Source organism: Candidatus Hydrogenedens sp. (assembly GCA_035378955.1).
Taxonomy (GTDB): Bacteria; Hydrogenedentota; Hydrogenedentia; order Hydrogenedentales; family Hydrogenedentaceae; genus Hydrogenedens.
Map to the genome: position 1 here is coordinate 87,304 of DAOSUS010000002.1, position 24,927 is coordinate 112,230.

Consider the following 24,927-nt stretch of genomic DNA (forward strand, 5'->3'; position numbering starts at 1 on the left):
CACATAATCAATTGAAACCAAGAAACCGATGGAGAAAAGAAATGTCAACGATACCTAACGCTGAAGATGCAAAAGCAAAAAATAAGGCACTGGAAATAGCACTCTCTCAATTGGAACGGCAATATGGTAGAGGGACATTAATTCGTTTGGGTGATGACCGTTTTACTCAGGGGGTGCGCGCTATATCTACAGGCTGTTTATCATTAGACCTTGCCACAGGAATTGGTGGATTGCCTTTAGGGCGTGTGGTTGAAATCTTTGGGCAGGAATCTTCCGGGAAGACGACATTGGCTCTTCATGTTGTTGCCAATGCACAAAAAGAAGGGGGTATCGCATGTTATATTGATGCGGAACATGCTTTAGACCCATCGTTTGCGGGGAAGATAGGTGTAGATATAAATAATTTGTTGGTATCCCAGCCGGATTATGCAGAACAGGCTTTAGATATATGCGAAAATTTAGTGCGAAGTAATGCGTTTGATGTGATTGTTATTGATTCTGTTGCTGCATTAGTTCCGAAAGCAGAGATTGAAGGGGAAATTGGTGACCAACACATGGCTTTGCAGGCACGGCTTATGTCTCAGGCATTGCGTAGGCTTACGGGAGTTATTAGTCGTTCTAAAACACTGGTAATATTCATTAATCAGATTCGGGATAAGATAGGAGGCACTTATGGGAATCCCGAAGTTACTACGGGTGGTAAGGCACTAAAATTTTATGCAAGCATGCGAATTGATATGCGAAGGGTTAGTTCTGTAAAGGAAAAAGAGGTTGATATAGGAAACCGGGTGCGTGCCAAAGTTGTCAAAAATAAGTTGAGTGCACCTTTCCGTTCTGCGGAATTTGATATTTTGTTTGAAGAAGGGATTTCGTATGAAGGTGATTTGCTTGACCTTGCTATCAATGAAAAAATTATCCAGAAGAGTGGTGCCTGGTTTTCTTATAATGGCGAAAATATCGGACAGGGAAGAGAATCTGCTCGCAGATACCTGAAAGATAACCCGGAATTGTGTTCTCAAATTCGTAATAAGGTATTGGAAAAACATGGTATTACGAATTTACCCGAAAGTAAAGAAAGTTAGTTAAATTTATAAGAGAAGTAAGGAACAAACGAATCGCTCCCCATTCCGAGAACATATCGAAACCGATGGAAAAACACGATAACCACCCAAGACTGCGTTTTATCTCTATACTTTTTATCTTGCTGGCTCTTTTATTATCCGGAGGCTTTTTATATGCACGCTATAAATTATTATCATTGAAAGCAAATTATGAGCGAGAGATAAGCCAGAAAGTTAATGGGAAACTCTCTGTGGGTAAAATTCTTCCTAACGGGTTGCGAGGACTTCGCATTGATGATATTTCCCTTCGTGTGGATTATAAAGGGATAAAAGCAGATGTTGTTATCCCTCGCACTGTGGTTCATGTAAACTGGATAAACTTCCTTTATGGGGAGTGGAGTTTTGACCGTATTGAGGTTAGCCAGTCAGATATAAAGATAAATATTGAAGACCCGTCCTTTTGGGAGGAAATACGAAAAACCTCAGGCGGAAATTCTTCTATAGATTTGAAAGATATTTCGTTTCGTATTGTTGGGGAAAGAAACAATATTTCTATTCTGGGACTAATTCCCGAACATGAATTGCAGTTAAAAAAGTTACAATTTGACTGTTATCGTTTTGCGGATTCTTCTGAAATTCGGGCAAAGGTGGAAACGACGGTTTCTTATCTGCCAGAAATTCCTGAAGAAAACACAATCAACCTGGATGTTCGGTTTCGTTCGATGGAAGATTTTGATGTAAGAGCCTCCAGTGATAAAATTTTGCTTACGCAGCTGGAAAAAATAATTTCTTTTTCCAATTTTCTATATTCGGAAGGGTCTATAACACCTTCTCTGCGTATAGCGGGGTATCCTAATCAGACTTTAATCCTTGCTGTAGAAGCACCTTTTGAAAATATAAAAGCGAAATCGCCGAATATCCCATTGGAGACAATCACGGGAGAAATTACTGCTCTTGCAGATGTTAAGTTATCGGAAAAGCGACTGCGAATTACTACAGCGGATATTACTTCTCCAGAATTCGATGGAAGTCTTTCGGGTTTGATATTTCTTGATAAACCTGCTCCCGAATTAGACTTGACCTTGGAAGTGCGTAAAATACCTCTGGTAGATATTATTACTTCTCTAACACAACAACAAATAAAACCTTATGGCGATTTTGTTTTAACCTTCGACCAGTTAAATAATTTGCGTTTCGGAATTCGGGGAACATTTTCAAAGCCTATTTTAGAGGCATTAGCCGATGTAACGAATGGGACATTGGAATTCACACCCACTCGTCCCGAACTTCCTTCACTTCGTGCAAAACTGGAACTGGTGAAAGTAGGCTGGGCAGCAGAGGGGAAATTACCCAAAGGCACATTGGTCCTTAAAGAGGGTGTCGTTGAATATGCTCCTTTGAAAATCAAAATTGATGGCATTTCCGCAACCTGCATCCTGGATACAGATGAAATAACAATAGATTCCTTATCAGGGATTTATAACAATTCCCCTATAACAGCAAAAGGGGTATATAAAGTTCAAGAAAAAATGGGTAATTTTACTGTTAGTGGGACGCTGAATTCATTAGAAAAGCTCCCATTTTTAAAAGAAGATGACGATGTATCGTTATCCGGGAGCGCTACTTTTCAAGCAGTATTGGGTTATCAACCGGAAAAAATAACAGCCCAATTAAATGCGGAATTAACCTCTGCTGATATAGGTTTTCAATGGTGGTTTCGTAAACATTCGGGAATTGGGGCAACAATACCTAATTTAAATGTTACATTTATTCCGCAAAAGACATTGACGATAGAAGGGTCTGCATTGCTGGAAGCAACGCCGTTAGATGCAAAATTTGAATATGCTTATTACAATCGAAAATTTAATCTGCGTAGAGTAAATGTAACCACGAACGCATTAGATATTAATACTGCAAGTAAATGTCTCCGTGTCCCGTATGAAGGTAGAGGAGGAATTGCGACCAACGGTTCATTCCTTTGGGAGAAAAAGACACGAACGGAAAAATTTGGTGAAACCATGCGAATTGGAATGGATATAGATTGGGCTTCCTTCCTTGCCAAGGATACCGAAATCCCTCTGCAAGCAAAAGGTATCTCTATTCAGGCGTTTATTGATGAGCGAGACTTGAATAATCGCACACGCACTTTTACCATCACCGCCAAAGAAGCAGATATTCCTCCCATAGGGGTAAAATGGCTATTACCTTTACGGTCAAAAGAAGAGGCAGAGGCAGAACGAATACGAAAGAAGGAACCTCCTTCACCACCGGAATATTGGACCTTTGCCCTCAATGCAGATAAGATAACCATGAGTCCATGGGAAGGAACTCATTTTAAGGGGATTGCTTATGATAAACCGCAGATTTCAGGATTAGACCGTTTTTCTGCTCAGGTTGGAGATGGAACCATAGAAGGAAGTTATTCCGTTACTTCTCCTGAAAATATAAGCGTTTTAAAGGCTCAGTGGAAAAACATTCCCGTTATTTATCTTGTTCGTCATTTAAATTTGCCAGAAGCCATGGAAGGTAACTGTACAGGAAATGTAGAATATTCTCTCGATTTAGATGATAGCAATACTCTCTCGGGAAAAGGAACTTTTCAGGTGGTTAACGGGAAAGTGAAGACAGACCTTTTCCTGAGCCGATTTGCACCGGAAATGTCACCTGCAAATTTCCCCGCAACATTACCTTTCTATACCTTTACAAGCGATGTCCAAATGGAAAAAGACCTTATAAAAACGCCTAATGTTCAGTTCCGTTCAGAAGGTTTGCAGATTAATGGTAGCGGGCAATTCATTATTGACGGGGATATGGACTATGATTTGTCTGTAACGCTATCACCTGAATTGGCTTCACAAATTGCAGTAATTCGGGAGAGTTTTAATATTCGTGGACATCAAATTATCCAGAACCCGATACAATTAGGTTTCCGTGTTCATGGTCCTTCATTTAGCCCTAAGGGACAGGTTAAGAATTTGCCACCCCTTGGGGTTACATTAGTTAGTGGTGCGGCAGAAATTACGACAGAGGCCTTTCGCGTTATTGATATTCCCCGTAAAATTTTGGTGGATTTGCTCAAATTAGGTGGAGGTGTTCTCGGTTCAGCCACCGGTCCTCCAAAATGAAGTAGAACTCCGTAATTTGCGATAATTGTTAAATGAAATGGAGTTGGTGTTGACATGAAAATAAGTATCAGTCGAAATGGAATAAAGTGTCTTTCCTGTGAGAAAGTGTTTATACATGAGGAATGGATTTGGTCACGAATACTTGGCTCAAAGAAAGAATGGCAACGGCAGGATTTTTGTCTCTCTTGCTGGGAAAAACAGGAGAAGCAGGAATCTATATCACAATGGCGGCATCGTTATATAGATACAAAAATGAGAAGAAAAGAACAGGAAGTAGAGGATAGCCCCCTGCGAAAACTTTTTTATGAATCGGTGGAAAAAGAACAATCTCGTATGGAACTTGCCATTGCTTTTCTGGCATCCCAGTTGTTAAGAAGGGAGAAGATATTTAAAAAGATAAAAGAAATGGCTATCTCTCAGAGAGATGGCTATATTATTATGTATATTGACCGTATAGATGACCGCGTTATTGAAGTAAGAGACCCGAACTTTTCTTTTGCTGAAATGGAAGAAGCCAAAAAAATCGTTTTAGAACGACTTGGAGATAAACCCGAAACGGAGAACTCAAACCCGCAAGATAGTATTTCCCATGTATAATGATTTTCAATCACCGATAAAGAAAAAAGAAGACCCCTGGGGAATTTATATCTCTCCCAACAGACTTTCGATAATTTTAGTCGTTGTAATTCTTCTTCTTGTTGCCTCCTTTATTTTCGGGGTTTTCATGGGCAAAAGAGAATTCGCAATACAATTGGAACAGCAATCGAAACAAACCGAAGCAACGGCAGAAAATAAGCCATCTGTAAAAACAGACACCCGTGAAAAAACAGAACCACCCAAAAGCGAAACTCCAACGACTGCAAATACAAACTCTACAGAAGGCGCATTCGAAAAATTAGAAAATACTTCTCCTGTAGATAAACCCACGACAGAACAAACGGTGACTACAGTTGCTCCCACTTCTACTACGGGAAGTAGTGCAGAACCTGCTAAGGCAACGGAGACACCGACAACGGCTATCTCGGATACATCAACTATAAGTCCTCCAACGGATAACCCACAACCCCCGAAACAGGTTGAATTAACACCCATAACCCCGCCCATTGACCAAGATATAACCACTCCCCCTGTTGAAAAACAATCTGTATCCCAAAATAGTGTAACCCCAGATGTTAATGTAAAACAAAAGCCCAAAACATATAGCATCCAATTATCGGCTTTAACAGGAGATGATGCGGAAAAGAGAGCCCGTAGTATAGTGGAAAAATTCCAGAAAAAATACAAAAACCAATTTGTTTTTAAAATTCAGCCCGCAGGAAAGTTTTACAAAATCGCTGTTATTAATATCCCTGATGAAAAAACAGCCCGAGAGTCGTTAAAGATTCTTTCACAAGAACCCGATTTCAAAAAGGCATTTATTGTGAAACCACAAAAATAATTTTTTATAAATTACATTTTTGTCTATAATATATAAAACAAATTGCCAATGAGAGAATATCAAAGGAGGCAAAACAAATGAATAATGTATATGCTGTGAGTGTGGTTGGCCCGGGTGCATTAGGATGTCTTTTTGCAGGAAAACTTGCAAGAGCGGGATTTCGTGTCCACTTAATTGACTATCAGCAGGAACGAATTAATCGCTTATCGAAAAGTGGAATAGAGATTATAGAAGGAGACAAGACAGAGAAATATTATGTGCATGTAACAGGGCATATCCCTACCATGCAAAATTTGATTATTATTCTGGTGAAATCCTATTCCACAGCCAATCTCACCTTGCCACCAGATACTCCTGTTCTTACATTACAAAATGGATTGGGCAATGTTGAAACACTTTGCAAAAAAACAGGGGCAGAAAATATCCTTGCAGGAGTAACCACAGAAGCGAGCACTTTAATTGCAGAAGGAAAAGTGCGACATACGGCATCGGGACTAACAACCTTTGGAAGTTGGACCACAGCATCTGTGAAAGAGCCATTAGAAATTCTGGAGAAGGCAGGATTTTGGGTAGAAATTACTGATAGCCCAAGTCAGATTATCTGGGAAAAAACGGCTATAAATGCAGGAATAAATCCATTAACGGCTATTCTAAATGTTCCCAATGGTATGTTGTTGAAAATTAGAGAAGCGCGAGAATTGCTTCGTGAACTTGTGATAGAAGCATCTAAGGTAGCAGGAACAGAGGGCTATCGTTTTTCACGAAGTCTGGTGGAAGTGGCAGAGGAAGTCTGCGAAAAAACGGCAGATAATATATCCTCGATGTTGCAGGATATCCGTGCCGGGAAACGAACTGAAATAGATTCCATAAGTGGCGAAATTTTCCGCCGCGGGACATCGGCATTTCTCACAACACCGCGAACAAAACTGGTTTATCAACTGGTTCGGAGTTTGGAACAGCGTGAGATTACCTGACATTCCATACGACAGTCCCTATACCTTCTCACGAAAACAAAAAATTGCGTTAACAATTCTTCCTCCCGTTATTTCTTTTTTTCTGAAAAATCTCTTTGCCCTTTGTGAATGGACTGTTTTTGATAAAGAGGAATATGTTGACCGAACGATGGAAACAGAGGGACGAGTATTAATTGCTTTCTGGCACGAACACATGGCTTTTGGAGCTCATTTGTTTCAAGGAACACATTATCATACCCTAACGAGTTATAGTTATGATGGAGAATTGGCTGCGCGTATAGTTCACCGTTTTGGATTAGAGGCTGTTCGTGGGTCAAGTTCTAAAGGGGGAAGCGATGCATTAAAAGGATTACAAAAAGCACTGGAAAATCAGGGCTGTGTAGGCTGGACATTAGATGGTCCCAAAGGTCCGCGGCGAGTTGCGAAACCCGGTATCGCCGTTTTATCGGCAAGAACAAAAACGCCCATTGTGCCTATGACGGCAATTGTTAGCAAGTGCTGGCGCCTTAACTCATGGGATTGTTTTCCCGTTCCCAAACCTTTTTCTAAAATATATGTCAGTTTTGGTCCTATAATTCCTCCTCCATCATCAGAAGAAGAACATCAAATTGAAAATACCCGAAGAGAAGTTGAGAATGCACTAAATACACTTATCCAACGACTACAAAAAGTAACAGGTATCCAGGAAAGTATATAAAACAGATAAATCAATCCCTAATTCTGTGGGGAATATAAAGGGATTAATGTAGATAAAGAGTTACAAAGTTTCATTTCTTTTTTTGGGTGTTGACTTTGAATATTTATATTGTATAGCACATCCTAATAAGCCCAGTCCTAACCATGTGAGCATACTAATCATTCGAAAATAGGAGGGTTCGAAATCGGGAGTAATAGAAAGGATACCTATCAATTCAAGCAATCGCACTATAGCCCATACGACAATTAGCGAACCAATAGAAGATGTTGCAACAACAATGATTATTTTTTCGATAACAAAAGATAGAATACCTCCCAATATGCCTGAAATAAGTAAGATAATAGGAATATTCATTACCGGCAATAAAACAATCCCGAAAGAAAATCCACCAATCACACCTAATAAAAAAATTCCTGATTTGTAAAAGAAAATCGCAAAAAGACTACCTAATATACCTAAAAAAAAGGAAAGAGCAATCGTTAAAGGGAAAAGGTGTGTTGCATATCCCTCAAGAAGCAGGAAAGAACTGGAACTTAATATACAAAAGCCACACAATCCAATAATCCAATAAACTATGCGATAACCTGTAAAACATATCAGAAAGCCCAACAACATTACTAAAAATATCGTAGATAGATGGATGGGAAAATTTAGTATTTGTTGAAAAATATCCACAGGTTTTATCAGACAGAAATTTAAATAACTTACTTTTCCCTCAAATCAAGTCGTGGTCTTCCCTTGTTTTTTATAAAAAACTCCAAGTAGTAGCAAAGTTAAAAGAAAAACAATCCTATCCCCTTTGTTTCCCAGCTCATTTCTCTGTTGTGGATGTGTGTTACAGGAGATAATATTTCGCAACCAGGAGCCTTGTCCACCCATGTAAATATAATATTTTTTACCATATACCTCAATCACAAGTATTCCAGATACTTTATTGAAATCTTGGGGCGTAAATTTGACCTGAAACTTCACCGTTTCTTGAGGTTCTACAAAAAACGACCGTTCTCCGACGATTTGGAACTCAGGTTCACCTATAACCCAGATATAGAAAGGAATAACTTCTGTGCCGATGTTCTGAGCAGTAAATTCACTAATCACCGAATTTTTCAACGAGACACTACCAAAGTCCAGATTGCTATTTACCGCAGGTGTTATTATTAATGGGACATCTTTATCAATAGGAGGAATTTCAATTTCCCCTTCATTAGGGTTTTCCTGTGGAGTTATTGCATTCGAGACAAACAAATCAAAATCCCCTTCTGCATTTTGAAACTCTTTACGGTTTGAAATTCGGTCGCCATCCAGGTCTGCTGTTGCTCGTAGGTATAATCCACCACTTAAATTATAATTTTTTAAATCAATTGTAATTCCAACTTGACTTATAGCCCCCTGAATAAAGTATTGGATAGCCATAGGTTCTCCTAAGGTAATAATTTCCGCACTAAAGCGTTCAATTTCATCACAAGTAATGCCGTATAATTGTTGAATGGCGATACATTTACTACCCAGAGTATTATCCTTTTTTATCTGAACCCAATTAAAGTAATAAATGGCAACCAGTAAATCATGGTTTGGTACGGTTTCGTCTCTTAGAACGCGGTCTAATAATCTTGCATGAGCACGGTCAGGAATACCATTTTTATCTTCATCAATCTGGTCCGGGTCGGCATTGGGGTCAAAGGCTTTTATAATTTTTACAAAAATATTTTCGGCTTCAATATCTAAAACATAGGCAGTTGAAGAACAAAGTAATGATAAAATGAAACAAAAAGAAATAAATATTTTTTGTATTTGTGTTATTTTCATACTTTATTTAAAATTAAGTTGTTCGTTTTCCTATTAGACTATGTTTCCTGTAAAATAGATTTATAATATTTACATTTATTTAATGAATATCATTCCAACAATTTTAGTTCTATTATATTAAATTCACGAGGATAAAACAATGAAGTATTTTAAAACGGCACAATTTGTTCCCGGAAAGGGAGATGCATGGACTTATTACGAATGTGATGATAATGAAACGATACAACGACAATTGACCTATATCCCCGAAACAGAAGAAATTTCAAAAGTGCCTGACCCCATTGTAAAAAGGTTATACCGTCCTGAATTGTTAGAACCTTCCGCTGCAGAAGAATTTATATCCCTCTGGGAAAAAAAATAAACATTAAAAATATTAAATGGAGAAGTTAAATTGAAAATCAAAAATCCTTATTTGAATTCGGCAAATTCTATTTGGGTAAAAGGGAATTTACACACACATACAAGTGTAAGTGATGGTGCCTTCAGCCCACAGGATACTATAAACCGATATGCTTCTTTAGGCTATCAATTCCTTATGTTTAGCGAACACGATTTGGTGGCTCCTATAAATGGGCTGGACACAAAGGGAATGGTTATCATTCAGGGGAATGAAATAACAGAAGAAGGACCCCATTTGCTTCATGTAAACGCGAAAAAGAAGGTTAATCCCTATCTAAACCGTCAAAAGGTTCTGGATGAGATACGAAAAGATAATGGTTTTGCTATTATTTCCCATCCTAACTGGGAAGAGGATTTTAATCATTGTCCGCAGGAATTTTTGGAGACATGGGAAAATTACACGGGTATTGAGGTGTACAATGGTGTTGTTCGTTGTTTACCGGGAAATCCCTGTGCCACAGACCGTTGGGACTTACTTCTTTCTCAGGGAAAATTTGTCTGGGGATATGCCAATGACGATACCCATTGGGAAGAGAACTTCGGCGTTGCATGGAATGTTGCACAGGTTGAAAGTTTGACCCTGGAAAATGTCCTGAACGCTCTAAAAAATGGGAACTTTTACACCAGCACAGGAGTTGAGATAGAAAAAATCATTGTCAATTCAAATAAAATATCTCTAACTACCTCCAATGCTAAGAAAATTGCTGTTATTGTGGACTATGGTCGGAGAATTAAAGAAGTTCATGGGAATTCTATCTGTTATGAAATTAGCGATACTTTCCCATATTCCTACATTCGTTTTGAATGTTGGGGAGAAGGTGAAGCTCAAGCGTGGACGCAGCCTTTCCGTTTGGTATAAAAAATAGCCATAGGATTGTTTTGTATACAAAGAGTTTCTCAATAGAAAAGGTAAAAAGTAGCACTTGTGTTTATACCCATACATTCCCTCTTTTTCTCTTCCCTGTTTTATCTCGTCAGTAAGGATGTTGAGAAAATCGTTTAAATGGCGTTTGTCCTGATGTTCCAAAATTTCCCTTAAAAGGTTGAAAATAGAATTACATTGTTCAATAATATTATCATAGTAAATCTTTTGCTTTTAAACGAATTGCTTTTTCTTGTTAAAACGCAAAGATAGTACATTTTTTGAAAAATGAACGGCTTTGTATCAAGATAAGAAAGAGATAAATTGTGGAAGAGTGATATGTGTTTTATAGATTTATTGCATGTGAAATTTACTAATGACAAGGAGCTGTCTAATGAATAATCGAGATTGTTACGGAAAGCCTATATATTTTTTCTTATTTCTATTTTGTTGCGTGATTTTTCTTTCTGGAAGTAGTTCCTGGGCAACTCCAATTCAGATAAGTAGTATTGAGGAGTTACAGAAGATAGGCAATGATGCAAACTACCCCTTAAATGGAGTATATGAATTAACAGAAGATATTGACGCAAGTGCCACATCAAACTGGAATGAAAAAGCGGGATTTAAACCTATAGGAACATTTAATAATCCATTTGCAGGTGATTTTAATGGCAAAGGTTACAAGATAAAAGGTCTTGTCATATCGCGGGCAGATGAAGACGATATAGGATTGTTTGGCTATGTAGATGCAGGCGGTAAAGTTCATAATCTCCGTTTGGAAAATGTTTCAATTAAGGGTAATTCGAATGTAGGTGGGATTGTCGGACGAAACGAGGGAGTAGTAACTCAGAGTTGTGTTAATAGCGGAACGATAAAAGGAGCCGATTATGTTGGTGGTCTTACAGGACAAAATGTAGGAACAGTAAGTCAGTGTTATAATCTTGCGACGATAACAGGAAATAACCGCGTTGGGGGACTTATAGGCGAAAATCTGGCTTCCGTTAGTAATAGTTACAATTCAAGTTCCGTTACAGGGAAAGATTATGTTGGGGGACTTATAGGCTATAATAATAGCCAGGGAAATAATGTAACTAATTGTTATAGTAGGGGAACGGTCAGGACTACAGCCGCTTCCACAGAAGAACGCATAACAGGTGGACTTATCGCAAAAAAAGAAAGTGGTAATATTAACAATTGTTACTGGGACATAAATGCGTCGGGGCAGAGTACTTCTGATGGAGGCACAGGAAAAACAACGGAGGAAATGAAACAGAAAGGCACTTTTATAAATTGGGATTTTGAAACCGTTTGGAGAATTTATTCCAGTGATGTATATCCTTATCCCTATCCTTTCTTACGGGATATTAGTCCGGGAAGTATCATTGTGGACAGTGTTGGAGAATTACAGAAGATAGGAAAGATTTATCCTTTAAATGGCGAGTTTGAATTAATTAAAGATATTGATATGTCGGGCATAGATTTGCCTCCTATTGGAACGAACAAAGATAATCCCTTTAAAGGCAAATTTGATGGGAAAGGATATAAAATAATCGGTCTAACAATTAATCGAACTTCCGAAAACTATGTTGGTTTATTTGGCTATGTTGATACAAAAGGCGAGATTAAGAATTTGAACATAGAAAATGCTTCGGTATCAGGGTCTTCTTTCGTTGGTATATTGGCGGGTCAAAGTTATGGTACCGTGAGTAATTGTTATACAGAGGGTTCTGTATCCGGGTATACCAGTGCTTCTTCAAGCACTTCTTCCTCTATTGGTGTATTAATAGGTCAAAATCATGGGACAGTGAGTAGTTGTCGTGCAAAGGGTTCCATTTCAGGCTCTACAAACATTTCTTCTATCGGAATATTAGCGGGTCAAAATTATGGCACTATAAGTAGTTGTCATGCAGAAGGTTCTGTGTCCGGGTATGCTTCGATTGGTGGTGCCGTAGGTTCAAATTCTGGCAAGATAAGTAGTTGTTATGCAGAAGTTACAACGCAGGGGAGTATAAATGTTGGTGGTTTGGTAGGTGAAAATAATAATGAAATAAGTAACTGTTATGCTACGGGTTCTGTTTCCGGTATTTTATATAGTGGCGGTCTTGTAGGCGGAAACTATAGGGGCACAATAAATTATTGTTATTCAGCAGGTCCTGTATCAAAAACTTCAGGGGCTTCATATATTGGCGGACTTTTGGGATATAATCATTTAGGTACGGTAAGTAATTCGTATTGGGATACAGAAACATCAAAACAGAGCAGTTCTGCGGGTGGCACTGGTAAAACAACGGCAAAAATGAAACAACGAGCCACTTTTGCAGGTTGGGATTTTGAAAAGGTATGGTATATAAAAGAAAATGAATCGTATCCGCAATTAATATCCCAATTTGTTGGTTTAAATGTTGTTCCAGATGTGGTCGGTATGAATCAGAATTCCGCACAGACTGTAATAAAGTCTGCAAATTTGACAGTAGGGGATGTTATACAGGAATGTAGTAATGACACATCCTCAGGGAATGTTATAAGTCAGAATCCCCCAGCGGGAACTCAAGTAGACCCGGGTTCCGTAGTTACTATTAAGGTTTCCACAGGTGCATGCCCAATGACATTAAAAGAATTAAAGAACATAATAAAGAAGCGTTTTTCACTATTGGATGCGAATGGAGATAACTTGATAAGTTGGGATGAATTAAGTATTGTATATCCCTGGTTAACTCGAGAGATATTCAGTCAAATAGATACCAATGGCGATGGGAATATCAGTCAAGACGAAGCAACAACAAAGAATGCTTGTGGCTGTACCAGCAAATCTTTTGGCAACGATTCCTTATGGAGACATCTATTTGATTTTATATTTATTGGAATATTATTGTTTATGATGAACGGTTCACGATTAAATAAATAAAGATTGTTGATATACAGTAAGTTTCGAGAATTCTCTCTATTGTTTTGTTGAGTTATATCCTATAATTTTGTGATATTATTGGCAGAAAAGGAAACCTTTTTTATGTAATTGGGTATTAAATTAGTATATTATATTTTTCAGGAAAAAAAACTGTAATAAAATCGAATGAAAACAATATTCTATATTAGGTAAGATAAGAACTTAATATACAGGAGTCTGAAAATGAAACATATAAAAGAATTAACCACCTTGCACAAAGCAGAAATTGAAACGACTTTGAGTATCGGACAGATATTAACCCTTGTTGCAAATATTTTATCTGTCGTGGCTCAGGCTTTTGTTGCTAAAGAAGGAGGTTCAACTTCTTCTAAGTAGTTAAAATAAAAGGAGATAGAAATAATGAAAAGAATTCAATGTATCACTGTAAAACCATCAAAGGCACAGCAAGGACAAGGTTCTAATTTTTGCACGAATATCGAAAGCGATTACCAGGCATTTCTTTGTTTCTTACTTTCTGTGCTTACGAATTTCTTCCTGCCCTTAGCAGAAATAAAAAAACCACAAGAAACAACAAATACTACAACCAGTTCATAAAATACGGGACAATTGAAGTTTGTAAAATACTGTATATTTAGTATAATAGATTTATAGTTTAAAGGTATTTTTATGAAACATATCAAAAAACAGACATATAACAGACCTGTTCAAGCGGTTACTGTTGATGTTCTTTTGACTCTTTTTCTACAAATATTAGAAGCCGTTCGAACTTTGCTTGAAACGAGAAATACAGATAACACCTCAACATTGGACGGAAGTGGTAAGTGAGAATGGTTCGGAAGAAGATACATATAAAGAAAATAACACAGCCTATCGCTGCAAGTGATTTTCCTTTTACCACTGTAAATATAATAAAATTTATTGAAGATATTATAAAGATTTTTATTCCTGTTTTTAAGAACAAAGACCCGGAAGCACCGCCACCGAGTACCGGTACAACGATGCCGACAACAACAAATACATCTTCAAGCAGTTAAATAAATTTGTATATAATAACAATCAAAAAATTGCAATATGGGAAAGAGGAATATGAAACACATTCGAAAAATGACATTACGGAAAGCCGACGCTTTTACAAACTTCTTAAATGCAGTGTGGCGTGCCTGGCAGGATTTCCGTTACGAAAAGAAAAACGAAATTGGTTTTTAATTTTTCGTTATCATAAGCAGGGATTTTTTTCGATTGTATCCATGCCATCGTAGGGCGTGGAGGTGCGGAATTTTAACTGCGGGATGTAACCTTTCTGTATGATAAAAAAAACTCATGCGATTATTCGCAATGCAGACCGTTTTGATGCTAAAGAACTCCTTCGTTTCTATCTGCACAAACCTATATTTGCTTCCCTGCTGGATACGAAACGGGAACCGCTCATGCCCAATCTGAGCGAGTTAGAGGAACTTCTGCAACATAAAGATGCGGCTCAGTCCTTTTATGCAGTTGAAAATAAAATGGGCGACATTTGCGGTTTCGTTGTCCTGAAAGGGATAAATCCCGAAGCACTTTTTGGAGAGATAATGCTTCTTTTTGAAAATGAAACATACGAAAGAGAAGAGGTTCTAATTCAAGAAGCACTGGAATTTATTGAGACGCGGGCATTTGAACAACTCCATCTAAGAAAATTAATGACGACCTGTTTGGATGAAGAGGAAAATCTGCGAAACTTTTTATTAAATCATTCCTATCAATGCGAGGGATGTATGCGAGAGGTGCTATTTACCTCTGGAAAATGGCATAATCTTGAGACATGGGCAAAATTTCAAATAACGAAAGTTTGTCGGAAGAATTGAAATAAGAAGGGTTTTTTCGTGAGTATTATTACAAAATCTTTTATCCGTAGAGCAGACCGAGACGACTTAGATACACTCATCCGCTGGATGGAAGATGAAGATTTTCAATATTTTTTATATGGTGACCCTGCCCGTTCTCCGCGAACTATTCGTGAACAGATTATCGGATTTCTAAGTAAAAATACAGGAAGTCCTATCCCTGCCAGTGTCTATTTTATCGTTGATTCTCCAGAAGGACCTTTAGGTATGATTTCACTACAAAATATTAGTTGGCGAAATCGTTCCTGCAATCTGGATGTATATATAGCCCCGGAACATCGAAATCATCTGACCACGGGGATTAATGTTTTTCGTGCATTAGAGTATGCCTTTGACGAACTCAATTTACATCGTATTACCGCTATTATTTATTCCTTTAATAAACCTTCATGGAAATTATTGGAATTTCTGGGAGCCCAAAGGGAACTTACGCTGAAAGACCACATTACCCGAAACGGTGTCTGGCATGATGTTTATGTTTACGGCTTGCTAAAAGAGGAATTTCAAATCTGGCGTAAGAAAAATACTGAACATACAAGGGAAATTACCCTGCAAAAAATGGCAGAAAGCATGAAGAACCATCTGGAGAAGTCTCTGTGAGTATCAGGATAATTCTTGTCGTCCTCTTCTCCATGTATTTTCTACTGGAATTATGCCGCCATTTTTTCCAAATTCAGAAATTAACTGCAATTGTAAAAATCATTCAGTCTCTTTTACTTATTTGTGCGGTTGTTTATTTGATTGTTCAGCAAATACTCCCGAGAAATTTATTCTTCGTGCCGAACTGGATTACAGGATTGTTATTAGGGCATATTTTATACACTCTTGGTTTTCTTATCATAGTAGGTTTTAATCCCATCGTTAAAAATCAATTTCTATCCTTTTTACAGGTATGCCGTTTTTCTTTTCTTTCGCCTATGATATTAGGTAGAACTTTCATTGTTGCACTTACAGAGGAAATTATTTATCGCGCTACTATCCAGCCTATTCTGATAGGAATAATCGGTAATGTTGTTATTGCCATTCTGATAGTATCCATCAGTTTTACCTTAGTGCATGAACATATTTTTAAAAATCAATTACGGCAGAATGTCGAATTTTTGATATTCTCTGTTATTATAAGTATTCTCTACCTGATTACAAATGATTTAGGTTTTGTAACAATTGTCCATTTCATTCGTAATATGGAAAGCAATTACCTGGAATTTCAGGAGAAATTACAGGAAACAAATGACCCTGAGAAATGTTTGGACGAGTTAGAAAGGACCCTGTTTGAGGTAAGCGGAGTTTCTTGATGTATAACAACGAATTAAATACAAATGTAAATAAATATACAGTTTATCTTGATGCGGTGTCGAAGACCTTTCACACATCCCACTTTCTATATAAAGATGAAGAAACAGGGAAGAGGAGTTTGATTAAAAAGAAGGAAGCCTGCGCCGCAGATAAAATAACTTTTGGTATTATGCCCGGTGAGATTATGGGGTTATTAGGTCCCAATGGTGCTGGAAAAACAACTACTGTAAAAATGATTTCGGGACTGGTAAAGCCGGATAGTGGAACGGTTTATGTAGATGGTATGAATGTGGAAAAGAAGCGAAAGCAGGTTCTTTCACAAATCGGGGTTGTGCTTGAAGGAACGCGGACCAGTATCTGGCCCCTGACACCTCTTGAAAACCTTTATTATTATGGAAATTTGCGAAATGTCCGCGGGAAAGTCCTTAAAGAAAGAGCCCATCAATTGCTCGATTTTATTGGACTGAATGATAAAAAGGATATAGAAGTCCGTAAACTTTCACGAGGGCAAAAGCAAAAATTAGCAATATGTATCGCTTTAATTGCAGACCCCAAGATTATCCTGTTGGATGAGCCGACTACAGGTCTGGATGTTCAAAGCAGTCGCTCGATTAAGGACAAAATTTTAGAACTAACACGGAAGCACGGTCGTTCTGTTTTAGTTACAACCCATGATATGCATGTAGCCCAGGAACTCTGCGACCGTATTGGAATTATTAATAAAGGGAAATTAATTACCTGCAAACCTACTTCCGAACTGCTGGAACTATTTTCAAAACAAATCTTTTCGTTACGGTTAGACCGTAATCTGGCAGATGGGGACCTGGATACCCTTGCTCCACAGATTACCCTTCTTCAAACAGACCTGACAGCAGATGGACCTACAATTACTGTGCAGGTGCCGGAACCGTATGCAGAACGTTCGGAAGCATTATATCTTTTATTTGAAACACTCCGCAGAAAAAAATATCAATTACGCTCTATACAGCAAAAACAGGTAAATTTAGAATATATCTTTTTACAACTTACAGGAGAAAAACCCGTACTTGACGGGATAAAATTAGAAGAACAGGAATAATATCATGCTTGGCTTCTTACTTATTATGAAGGCAGAGATTATACGCGGTTGGATTATTACCCGACGCTACTGGTTTCGCACTTTGACGGGACTTATTATCGGGTATGGAATGCTCATGATACTTATCGCCGGTTTTTTTTATAGTCAGCCCGCTATAGAAAAAGGAATAAATCAACTGGATGACCCAACTCGTGCTACCAACTATATTTTAGGTTTTATTATTGGTTTATTTGCCTTCGGTGTAATTGGTATGTTCACACAGGGTATTCAAGGTATGGCTCAAACAGGTGTGTTAGAACAATTATGTATGAGCCCTTATGGACTGGTAACAAATTTTCTTGCCCGTGCCGTAGTTGCGTCCGTAACAACAATTTTTTATTCCGCTCTTATGGTTTACTTTGTGGTGATTAGTGTTGGTGGAAAACTATTTTTTGACCCCATCCCTGTGATTGTTTTGCTGACCTTATCCTTTATTAACCTGTTAGGGTTTGGGTTCATGGTGGGTGGACTGGTTCTTGTCTTTAAGCAAGTAGGGCAACTGACGATTATCGTGCGGATGGCATTGTTTGCATTAGCCATTTTTGCCCGCGAAGAATTTTTACAGCAAGGTTGGCTTATATCTCTTTTTATGCATGCCTTGCCTATTACAGACGCTTCTATCTGCTTAAAATATGTGCTTGTAAAAGGACAACAGGTAGCCCCGGGACAATTTATGTCTGTATTTTTCCATCCCTGCTTCTATTGGCTCTGTGCCAGTTGTATCATTTGGACATTTATTGGAATTTCCCTGTTTAAGATAATGGAAAATTATAGTAGATATAAAGGCACATTAGGGATTTATTAATGAGCAAGATAAGACCCATATATACCTTTGAACGAGAGGGGAGGTTTTTTGCAGTAGATGTGTTTGATACCTTTTGTTTTGAATGCGACAAAATCACGCACGATACCCTGCCATATTATCCTGAAAATACACAGAATAAGATATTAAATCTCCTATCCGCACAGTATTCGGAAAAAGAACTGCTGGAAGTCTGGAATGAACTTGAATACCTTCGTTCTATCGGGTCTATTCTGAAATATCAAAAAATAGAGAACTGGGCTCAATCCCTTACACAAACTCTTCATCTCGATACCCTTTCTTTCTTGATAGATGAAAACAGCCTATCCCAAATGCAGAAGATTATTTCATTGGCTATGCTAAAAGCAGTGCCTTATATTCAGGTAAATCAAAAATTCCGTATCAATTTATGGCTTCATCAAAAATTCGAAGCACTTCAAGACATCCTCAGCGTACTACATGAACTCATCCATGAAAATTTTGCGGTTAAAGATAAAAATGTGCAGATAAATCTATACCTGCCTGTTATGGGTTATATAAAGAAGAAATTAAAGATAGAAGATAGGGAAGAACTATTTTTAGTTTTTCCAAACATTTCTACGGAATTTATAAAGCAGATAGAAAATTTTAGTGAAACGGATTTTCTTGATTTTATAAACAGTCAAAATGGATATATTCTTTTCCTTTCGGAAGAATTGCCTTTTAGCCCGACTGTCGAGAAAATTTTTGATTATGGTGTAAAAAAAGTAATAATAGATTTATTTGCCCCACTTGTCTTAAACCCTGATATTGAGATTGAAGCATTCTTCCGAGAATTAACGCAATTGACCTCGATGTATACGCAACAATTAAAAAAAGGGAAGCGATATATCTTGGAACCCCTTATGCAGTTATTCCGGAACATTCAACAGGGCATTCCTATAAAACGGAGAGACCCTGCAGGGTTACAGGAATGGTTTATAACACCTACCGGCGATGTTTACGGTGGGTATTTATACTATAAAAAGAATACCTGCTTTATGGGAAATATTCAGAAAGATGAAATCCCTCTTAAAGAAACCGAAGGGCTATATCATCTGGGGGTTCATACAACACCTGCATGTATTACTTGCTGGGCTCAAAATTTCTGTGGTGGTGGACATGGAATGATACATTACCGATATACAGGGAAAGTAAATGAGCCCAAAGAGGAATGGTGCATAGCCCAACGGCAATGGATAGAAGAAGTGATTGTTCGTTATCAAGAATTGAACAATGCAGGTATTACCCTTTCCTCCGATATACCTGTAAATATGGATATTCAAAAGCCCGGCAAATTAACTGTTCTGAAGCATATATTCCGTAGTTTTTTTAAAGAGCAAATTTCTATTCGACCCCTTCGACCTCAGGATGAAGATTGGCTTGCTCCATGGGAAACATGGAATAGTAATATCTATTTCACACTTAAAAATGGGAATATTTTAACAACCACAAATCATGAAAAGGAACAAGAAATTTTGAATACCGCAAGGGATTATGAGGAATGGGTTATTATTGATAAAAAGACAAAGCCTCGGGGACTAATAAAAATACAACCTCATACAGTTCCCAATCTATCCGTAGTGTATTTATATTTTCATAATCCAAACGATTATACCAATAAAGATATTCAGGATAATTTCCAGATTCTATTTGGTCAAATCAAAAATCGTTTTCCTAAAAATCGCTGGCTTATCTATGTTAATCCTGACGACACACCGCTGGTCTCTTTTATTGAAAAACTCCAATTCCAGAAAGCAGGCACTTTTCGGGATGCTCTATTTTTGCATAATAAATACCACCCCGTTGATATTTACATGGCATAGAAAAACAAAAATATGCTTGGGGTGTTGTAATCTATCATACCAACAATCCGTGAAGAATGATTGAAAAAAATAAGACCAATGTGACCCGTGTGTCCCATGAGATATACGAGATAATTAAAAAAGAGAATAAAAAACTATCCCATACGATTGTGATAAACCCGATAGACACACCATACCCCATACCCATATAATAGAAAATGTATTTTATCTAATAGTGGTGAGGGTATGTCGGAAGGTGTGATCTTCCTTTTACCTTCATTTGTCTCATGGGTCACATCTGGCTCATTCTTTGTAAAGGGGAAAGTATTACAGGTCGTTGTCTATTTCTTTTAATTTTATTTTCGTAAAGGCATCAATTATTTGTGGGTCGAAATGTTTCCCTCGTTCTTCCAGAAGGTATTCTAATGCTTCCTCGTGTGAAGCCACACCCGTGCGGTAATTGCGTCGGGAGGTCATGGCACAGTAAACATCGAGCACTTTTAATATGCGGGAAAGAAAAGGTATCTGTTCGCCTTCAAGACCTTCGGGATACCCATCTCCATCGTAACATTCGTGGTGTGATGCAATCACCTCTACCAATTCCGGGAAGATATTCCATTCTTTCAGCATGTTGGCTCCAATGTGAGCGTGTGATTTTAAGAGCACCCATTCATCATAAGTAAGCACCGTTTTTTTCAGTAAAATATCGTTGGATATACTAAGTTTCCCAATGTCTCTTAACACACATCCATGTTCTAAAATCCACAATTGATTGGAAGTGAGGTCTAATACATTCCCTAACTCTTTTGCTAATTTTACCATGCGTTGTGCCCCACCTAAAGGAATACCTTCGCGGGCGTCAATGGCATTGGCAATTAAATAAAACAAAGCATCATATTCATTTCTAACAGTGCGTATGATATCCATCACAGTGTCTATCTGGGAACTTTGTGTAATCGCCATCATTACACCGGAGAAAAAGGCAGATTCGTTTTGAGAATCTATAATGATAGGGGTATCATCATCTTTAAAAGCATTTTTTACTTTCTTTAAAACCTGAGGTGATAAGGTAGAAGAAACAATCCGAAAGTTCATCTTTATGACTCCTCTTTCTTCTTGTTGCGTATTTCAGGGAAAGAATCCGGGAAGGTAACACGAACCCTTTTGGAAAAATTGATATATAAATAACAAACAATAAAGTAAATTAAAGAACCAATGGTTTCGTATGCTATCTTGCCTAATACAAGGTCGTAGTAATCGGGTGGAAATTCGACCAAGGAGAATAAAAGAGCCATTCCGAGAACTAAGGAACATAGAAAGGAGATTAGATAGGCTTTTGTTATTCGCACAGCCCCGTTCCATAAGGATAGAATGCTTGCACCTGCGAAAATGCTGAATAAAATTACAAAAGACCGCAAACCCGATTCAACAATCAGAAACAGCCGCAAACCGGGAATGTAATCAAAGTCACCTGAGGCGTTCTGATAATCATTTATAAGATTATAAATCCCGACGAAAGGCGTCAGGAAAATAAACACGATACAAAAAAACAAAAGAAAACCTCGAACACCCGGTTCCGGTCCTCTTTTGATTTGTGATTCAGAACTATTTTCGCTAAACAAACTCATATAAACAAACCACTTTGCCTTCTATAATAATAATTTTTATTAATACATTATTCTATACTATTTTGTGTTTTCATGTTAAAAAGAAAAGCCTGACGAATTCGTTCTGCAAGCAAAGTATTTCTACGAATGGATTGCGTAGATTTGACAGCCTTTTGAATTGCATGTGGAGAGCCGATAATCGTTACCATTTTTTTGGCTCGTGTAACAGCAGTGTAAAGGACATTGCGTTGTAAAAGCAAATAATGTTGTGGAAGTAGAAGGAGAATAACCACCGGGTATTCACTCCCCTGGGATTTGTGTACTGTAGCCGAATAAGCCAGACTAATCTGGTCTAATTGTTCTTGGGTATATAAAACAGGACGGTCAGGTTCAAATGTAATGGTAATATAACCCTTATCCGTATCCACCTCCGAAATAATACCTATGTCCCCATTAAAAACATCCTTTTCATAGTTATTTTTTATCTGCATAACTTTATCCCCGATGCGAAAAGAGGTGTTTGGTATGGGTTTTCCTTTGGGATTAAGTACTTCCTGTAAACGATAGTTCAAATGATGAACACCGCCATCACCACGACGCAGAGGAGCAAGAACTTGAATATCTTTTATCGGGTTGTATCCAAATCGTTGTGGAATGCGTTCTTGAACAATATGCAAAAGAGTTTGTAATGCGGATTGACTATCTGCACGACGGATAAAGAAGAAATCTTTCTGATTGAATTCTGGGAAGGAGCCCTGATTAATTCGATGGGCATTTACGATGATACCGCTTTGAGCCGATTGACGATATATCGTTTTTAATCGAATAACAGGAAATGCCTGACTGGCTATAAGGTCAAATAAGACATTACCCGGTCCTACGGAAGGCAGTTGGTCTACATCGCCTATAAAAACGATATGAGAAGTAGATGGAACCGCACAAAGAAGATACCAGAGCAAAGTCTGGTCTATCATAGAACTTTCATCTATAATCAACAAATCGCAAGGAATTGGATTTGTCTCATCTCGAGCGGGTTTTGAGGTTTGTGGATTAAATTCAAGTAATCGGTGTATAGTGCTGGCAGGATGTCCTGTAACGGCTTCCATCTGCCTGCCTGCTCTTCCTGTGGGTGCAGATAAAACAACACGCACGGGATAATCTTTCAGGAAATATACAAGCGTTTTTATTAAGGTTGTTTTTCCAGTGCCTGGACCTCCTGTGATAACGGTTATTTTGGAGGAAAAAACTTTTTGTAGGGCTTCCTTTTGTTCGGGGCTTAATTCGGGTAATCCTTTATGCGAAGTTGAAAAGAATTGTTGTATCGGCAAATGAGGTGGCAAACTACTCGGCGAATGATATAGCCGTTTTAAGTGTTTGACACATTCATTTTCAATAAAATAGGGGAAAGGTAGATAGACACTGTCATTTTCCATGCATATCCTATTGGCGTCATTCATTTCCTTTAATACAGGGGCAATCTGATTTTCTTCCAGAGATAGCAATTCAGAAGTTAATGAGATAACTTCTTCATAAGGTAAGAAAACATGTCCATCATTTTCCGCATCGTGTAAGGTATAGCGAATTCCGGCTTCGATACGGCTGGGATGTTCAGGGCTAATCCCTAACTCTTTTGCGATACGGTCGGCTGTTTTAAAGCCGATACCCTGAATTTCCGATGCTATCTGAAAAGGGTCTTCTCTTAGATATGTTAAAGTTTGATTTCCGTAATGCTTGTATAATTTTGTTGCCAATCCTATAGGGATATTATATTGCTGTAAAGTAATCAGCATTTCCATAAACTCTTGCTTTTCTTTCCAAACCTCGTGGATTATTTTTGCTCTCTTTTTCCCTAAACCCCGAACAAGAGCAAGTTTTTCTGGCTCATGATTTAGTACATGTAAGGTATCGGCCCCGAATGTTTTTATTATCCGTTCTGCATATCCACTTCCCACGCCCGGTATGGCGCCCGAAGCCAGAAATTGAGCAATGGCTTCTGCGGATGAAGGTTGAAGTAATTCCATATTTTGGGTTTGAAATTGCGGACCGAAACGAGGATGAATAATCCAATGCCCTGAAATCCGAACCGTGGCTCCTTGCGATATAGGAAGGGACTTGCCAACGATAGTGATTAGATGATTTGTGTCTTTGCGTCGTAAACGGGCAACAAAGAAACCACTGGAAGCATGCTCGTAAACAATTTGTTCAATAAGTCCCTCAATTTCTTCGGGTCCGAACTCTTTAGGTGTAAACGGGATTTCCAGTGAATAAGGGTCCATTGAGGTAAACTTTAGTTATCTTTTAGGTCGGACGGGTCGGATAAGTCAGACAGGTCAGACCTTTTTTATCTTTATCCACGAACGGAAACAGGCTTTTGTTCCTTAACCGATTCTATCTCTGCTTCGATAAGGAGCAATGTTTTATATGCTTCCTCGGATGGAATAATATCCGAATCGCGGTCTTTTTGTAAACATTCCAGAAAGTGTTTTAATTCTCCTTCGTAACCATCTCCTTTGAGAACTTTAATCGGTTTGGGTTTACCTCGATTGGGATAATAAGTGAGCGATAAATCGCGAGACATTTCCAGAGTTCCCTGTTCCATTGCAATGGTAAAAGTCATCGAGAAAGGATAAGTCGTGCTATATTCCCAGGCTCCTTCCGCAACAACCCAATGGCGGTCTGGATAATTATAACTGGTAATAATATGGTCAATTCCTCCCGGGGCAAGACTTACACCCAAACTCTGAACAGTCTTGGGTTTGCCAAATAAATAGCGAACAAAATCTGCATCGTGAATATGAAGGTCAAGGGCACATCGGCCAGAGTGTTGTGAAGATTGAAGCCAATTTTGCCAACTCCAACCGGGAAGAGGACTAATCCTGCTAAATTTTGCTGTACGCACTTTCCCATATTTGCCGCTCTCAACCATTTCTTTTGCAACGATGTAAGAGGGCCAGAACCGAATGCAATGAGCAATGTATAAATGCCTTTTGTATTTCTTTGCGGCTTTTATCATTTCCATTGCTTCGGTGGAGGTGCGAGCCATAGGCTTTTCACAAATTACATGTTTCCCTGCTTGAAATGCTTGTATTGTAGTAGGAGCGTGAGCAGGTGTGGGTAATGTTATATCTAATA

25 protein-coding genes are annotated in these 24,927 nt (G+C 38.2%); 19 read left to right on the forward strand and 6 right to left on the reverse strand.

Annotation, left to right across the window (positions count from 1 at the left end):
- Positions 1–41: 41 nt before the first annotated feature.
- The 6 genes from recA (at position 42) to PLA12_00935 (ending at position 7,295) form a co-directional block, all read left to right on the forward strand.
- Positions 42–1,082 (forward strand): recombinase RecA, encoded by a 1,041-nt coding sequence (gene recA, locus PLA12_00910; protein ID HOQ31050.1) that lies wholly within the window; start codon positions 42–44, stop codon positions 1,080–1,082.
- 65 nt (positions 1,083–1,147) lie between these two features.
- Positions 1,148–4,186, forward strand: a complete 3,039-nt coding sequence (locus tag PLA12_00915; GenBank protein HOQ31051.1) for an AsmA-like C-terminal region-containing protein — start codon at positions 1,148–1,150, stop codon at positions 4,184–4,186.
- A 54-nt stretch (positions 4,187–4,240) separates the two neighbouring features.
- On the forward strand, positions 4,241–4,783 hold the full coding sequence (locus PLA12_00920; GenBank protein HOQ31052.1) for a hypothetical protein: 543 nt from the start codon (positions 4,241–4,243) through the stop codon (positions 4,781–4,783).
- Positions 4,776–5,624 (forward strand): SPOR domain-containing protein, encoded by an 849-nt coding sequence (locus PLA12_00925; protein HOQ31053.1) that lies wholly within the window; start codon positions 4,776–4,778, stop codon positions 5,622–5,624. Before PLA12_00920 ends, PLA12_00925 begins: the two co-directional genes overlap by 8 nt.
- A gap of 77 nt (positions 5,625–5,701) precedes the next feature.
- Positions 5,702–6,598: a 2-dehydropantoate 2-reductase gene (locus PLA12_00930; protein ID HOQ31054.1), complete on the forward strand. Its 897-nt coding sequence runs from the start codon at positions 5,702–5,704 to the stop codon at positions 6,596–6,598.
- Positions 6,585–7,295: a lysophospholipid acyltransferase family protein gene (locus tag PLA12_00935; protein ID HOQ31055.1), complete on the forward strand. Its 711-nt coding sequence runs from the start codon at positions 6,585–6,587 to the stop codon at positions 7,293–7,295. Before PLA12_00930 ends, PLA12_00935 begins: the two co-directional genes overlap by 14 nt.
- A gap of 60 nt (positions 7,296–7,355) precedes the next feature.
- On the opposite strand, the gene PLA12_00940 is transcribed toward PLA12_00935, so the two are convergent.
- Both PLA12_00940 and PLA12_00945 read right to left on the reverse strand, forming a co-directional pair.
- A complete protein-coding gene (locus tag PLA12_00940) occupies positions 7,356–7,970 on the reverse strand; it encodes a DUF4203 domain-containing protein (protein ID HOQ31056.1) in 615 nt (204 codons plus the stop codon).
- A 45-nt stretch (positions 7,971–8,015) separates the two neighbouring features.
- Positions 8,016–9,101 carry a hypothetical protein gene (locus PLA12_00945; protein ID HOQ31057.1) on the reverse strand — a complete coding sequence of 362 codons (1,086 nt, stop codon included), beginning with the start codon at positions 9,099–9,101 and terminating at the stop codon, positions 8,016–8,018.
- Between the two features lie 139 nt (positions 9,102–9,240).
- Between PLA12_00945 and PLA12_00950 the strand changes: the two genes are divergently transcribed.
- The 13 genes from PLA12_00950 (at position 9,241) to PLA12_01010 (ending at position 20,209) form a co-directional block, all read left to right on the forward strand.
- Positions 9,241–9,462 (forward strand): hypothetical protein, encoded by a 222-nt coding sequence (locus tag PLA12_00950; GenBank protein ID HOQ31058.1) that lies wholly within the window; start codon positions 9,241–9,243, stop codon positions 9,460–9,462.
- A 30-nt stretch (positions 9,463–9,492) separates the two neighbouring features.
- On the forward strand, positions 9,493–10,359 hold the full coding sequence (locus PLA12_00955; GenBank protein ID HOQ31059.1) for a CehA/McbA family metallohydrolase: 867 nt from the start codon (positions 9,493–9,495) through the stop codon (positions 10,357–10,359).
- Between the two features lie 397 nt (positions 10,360–10,756).
- Entirely contained in the window at positions 10,757–13,267 is a 2,511-nt protein-coding gene (locus tag PLA12_00960; protein HOQ31060.1) for a GLUG motif-containing protein, read from the forward strand.
- Between the two features lie 222 nt (positions 13,268–13,489).
- Positions 13,490–13,642, forward strand: a complete 153-nt coding sequence (locus tag PLA12_00965) for a hypothetical protein (protein ID HOQ31061.1) — start codon at positions 13,490–13,492, stop codon at positions 13,640–13,642.
- Between the two features lie 24 nt (positions 13,643–13,666).
- The gene (locus PLA12_00970; protein ID HOQ31062.1) at positions 13,667–13,861 is read left to right on the forward strand and encodes a hypothetical protein; all 195 of its coding nucleotides are present in this window, start codon (positions 13,667–13,669) and stop codon (positions 13,859–13,861) included.
- Between the two features lie 72 nt (positions 13,862–13,933).
- Entirely contained in the window at positions 13,934–14,092 is a 159-nt protein-coding gene (locus PLA12_00975; protein ID HOQ31063.1) for a hypothetical protein, read from the forward strand.
- A 2-nt stretch (positions 14,093–14,094) separates the two neighbouring features.
- The gene (locus PLA12_00980; GenBank protein HOQ31064.1) at positions 14,095–14,301 is read left to right on the forward strand and encodes a hypothetical protein; all 207 of its coding nucleotides are present in this window, start codon (positions 14,095–14,097) and stop codon (positions 14,299–14,301) included.
- Positions 14,302–14,571: 270 nt separating this feature from the next.
- Positions 14,572–15,111: a GNAT family protein gene (locus PLA12_00985; GenBank protein ID HOQ31065.1), complete on the forward strand. Its 540-nt coding sequence runs from the start codon at positions 14,572–14,574 to the stop codon at positions 15,109–15,111.
- A gap of 18 nt (positions 15,112–15,129) precedes the next feature.
- Positions 15,130–15,750 carry a GNAT family protein gene (locus tag PLA12_00990; protein HOQ31066.1) on the forward strand — a complete coding sequence of 207 codons (621 nt, stop codon included), beginning with the start codon at positions 15,130–15,132 and terminating at the stop codon, positions 15,748–15,750.
- On the forward strand, positions 15,747–16,445 hold the full coding sequence (locus PLA12_00995) for a CPBP family intramembrane metalloprotease (GenBank protein HOQ31067.1): 699 nt from the start codon (positions 15,747–15,749) through the stop codon (positions 16,443–16,445). Before PLA12_00990 ends, PLA12_00995 begins: the two co-directional genes overlap by 4 nt.
- Complete coding sequence (locus tag PLA12_01000; GenBank protein HOQ31068.1) at positions 16,445–17,524, forward strand: ABC transporter ATP-binding protein; 1,080 nt, start codon at positions 16,445–16,447, stop codon at positions 17,522–17,524. Before PLA12_00995 ends, PLA12_01000 begins: the two co-directional genes overlap by 1 nt.
- A 4-nt stretch (positions 17,525–17,528) precedes the next feature.
- Positions 17,529–18,368, forward strand: a complete 840-nt coding sequence (locus PLA12_01005) for an ABC transporter permease (GenBank protein ID HOQ31069.1) — start codon at positions 17,529–17,531, stop codon at positions 18,366–18,368.
- Positions 18,368–20,209 (forward strand): hypothetical protein, encoded by a 1,842-nt coding sequence (locus PLA12_01010; protein ID HOQ31070.1) that lies wholly within the window; start codon positions 18,368–18,370, stop codon positions 20,207–20,209. Before PLA12_01005 ends, PLA12_01010 begins: the two co-directional genes overlap by 1 nt.
- 306 nt (positions 20,210–20,515) lie before the next feature.
- On the opposite strand, the gene PLA12_01015 is transcribed toward PLA12_01010, so the two are convergent.
- From PLA12_01015 to PLA12_01030, 4 genes are all read right to left on the reverse strand, one after another.
- Positions 20,516–21,283 carry an HD domain-containing phosphohydrolase gene (locus tag PLA12_01015; GenBank protein HOQ31071.1) on the reverse strand — a complete coding sequence of 256 codons (768 nt, stop codon included), beginning with the start codon at positions 21,281–21,283 and terminating at the stop codon, positions 20,516–20,518.
- Positions 21,284–21,285: 2 nt separating this feature from the next.
- Positions 21,286–21,816, reverse strand: a complete 531-nt coding sequence (locus PLA12_01020) for a DUF2569 family protein (protein ID HOQ31072.1) — start codon at positions 21,814–21,816, stop codon at positions 21,286–21,288.
- A 47-nt stretch (positions 21,817–21,863) separates the two neighbouring features.
- Positions 21,864–24,071 (reverse strand): ATP-dependent RecD-like DNA helicase, encoded by a 2,208-nt coding sequence (locus PLA12_01025; GenBank protein ID HOQ31073.1) that lies wholly within the window; start codon positions 24,069–24,071, stop codon positions 21,864–21,866.
- A gap of 71 nt (positions 24,072–24,142) precedes the next feature.
- A partial coding sequence (locus tag PLA12_01030; GenBank protein ID HOQ31074.1) for a Gfo/Idh/MocA family oxidoreductase occupies positions 24,143–24,927 on the reverse strand: 785 nt, incomplete at its 5' end.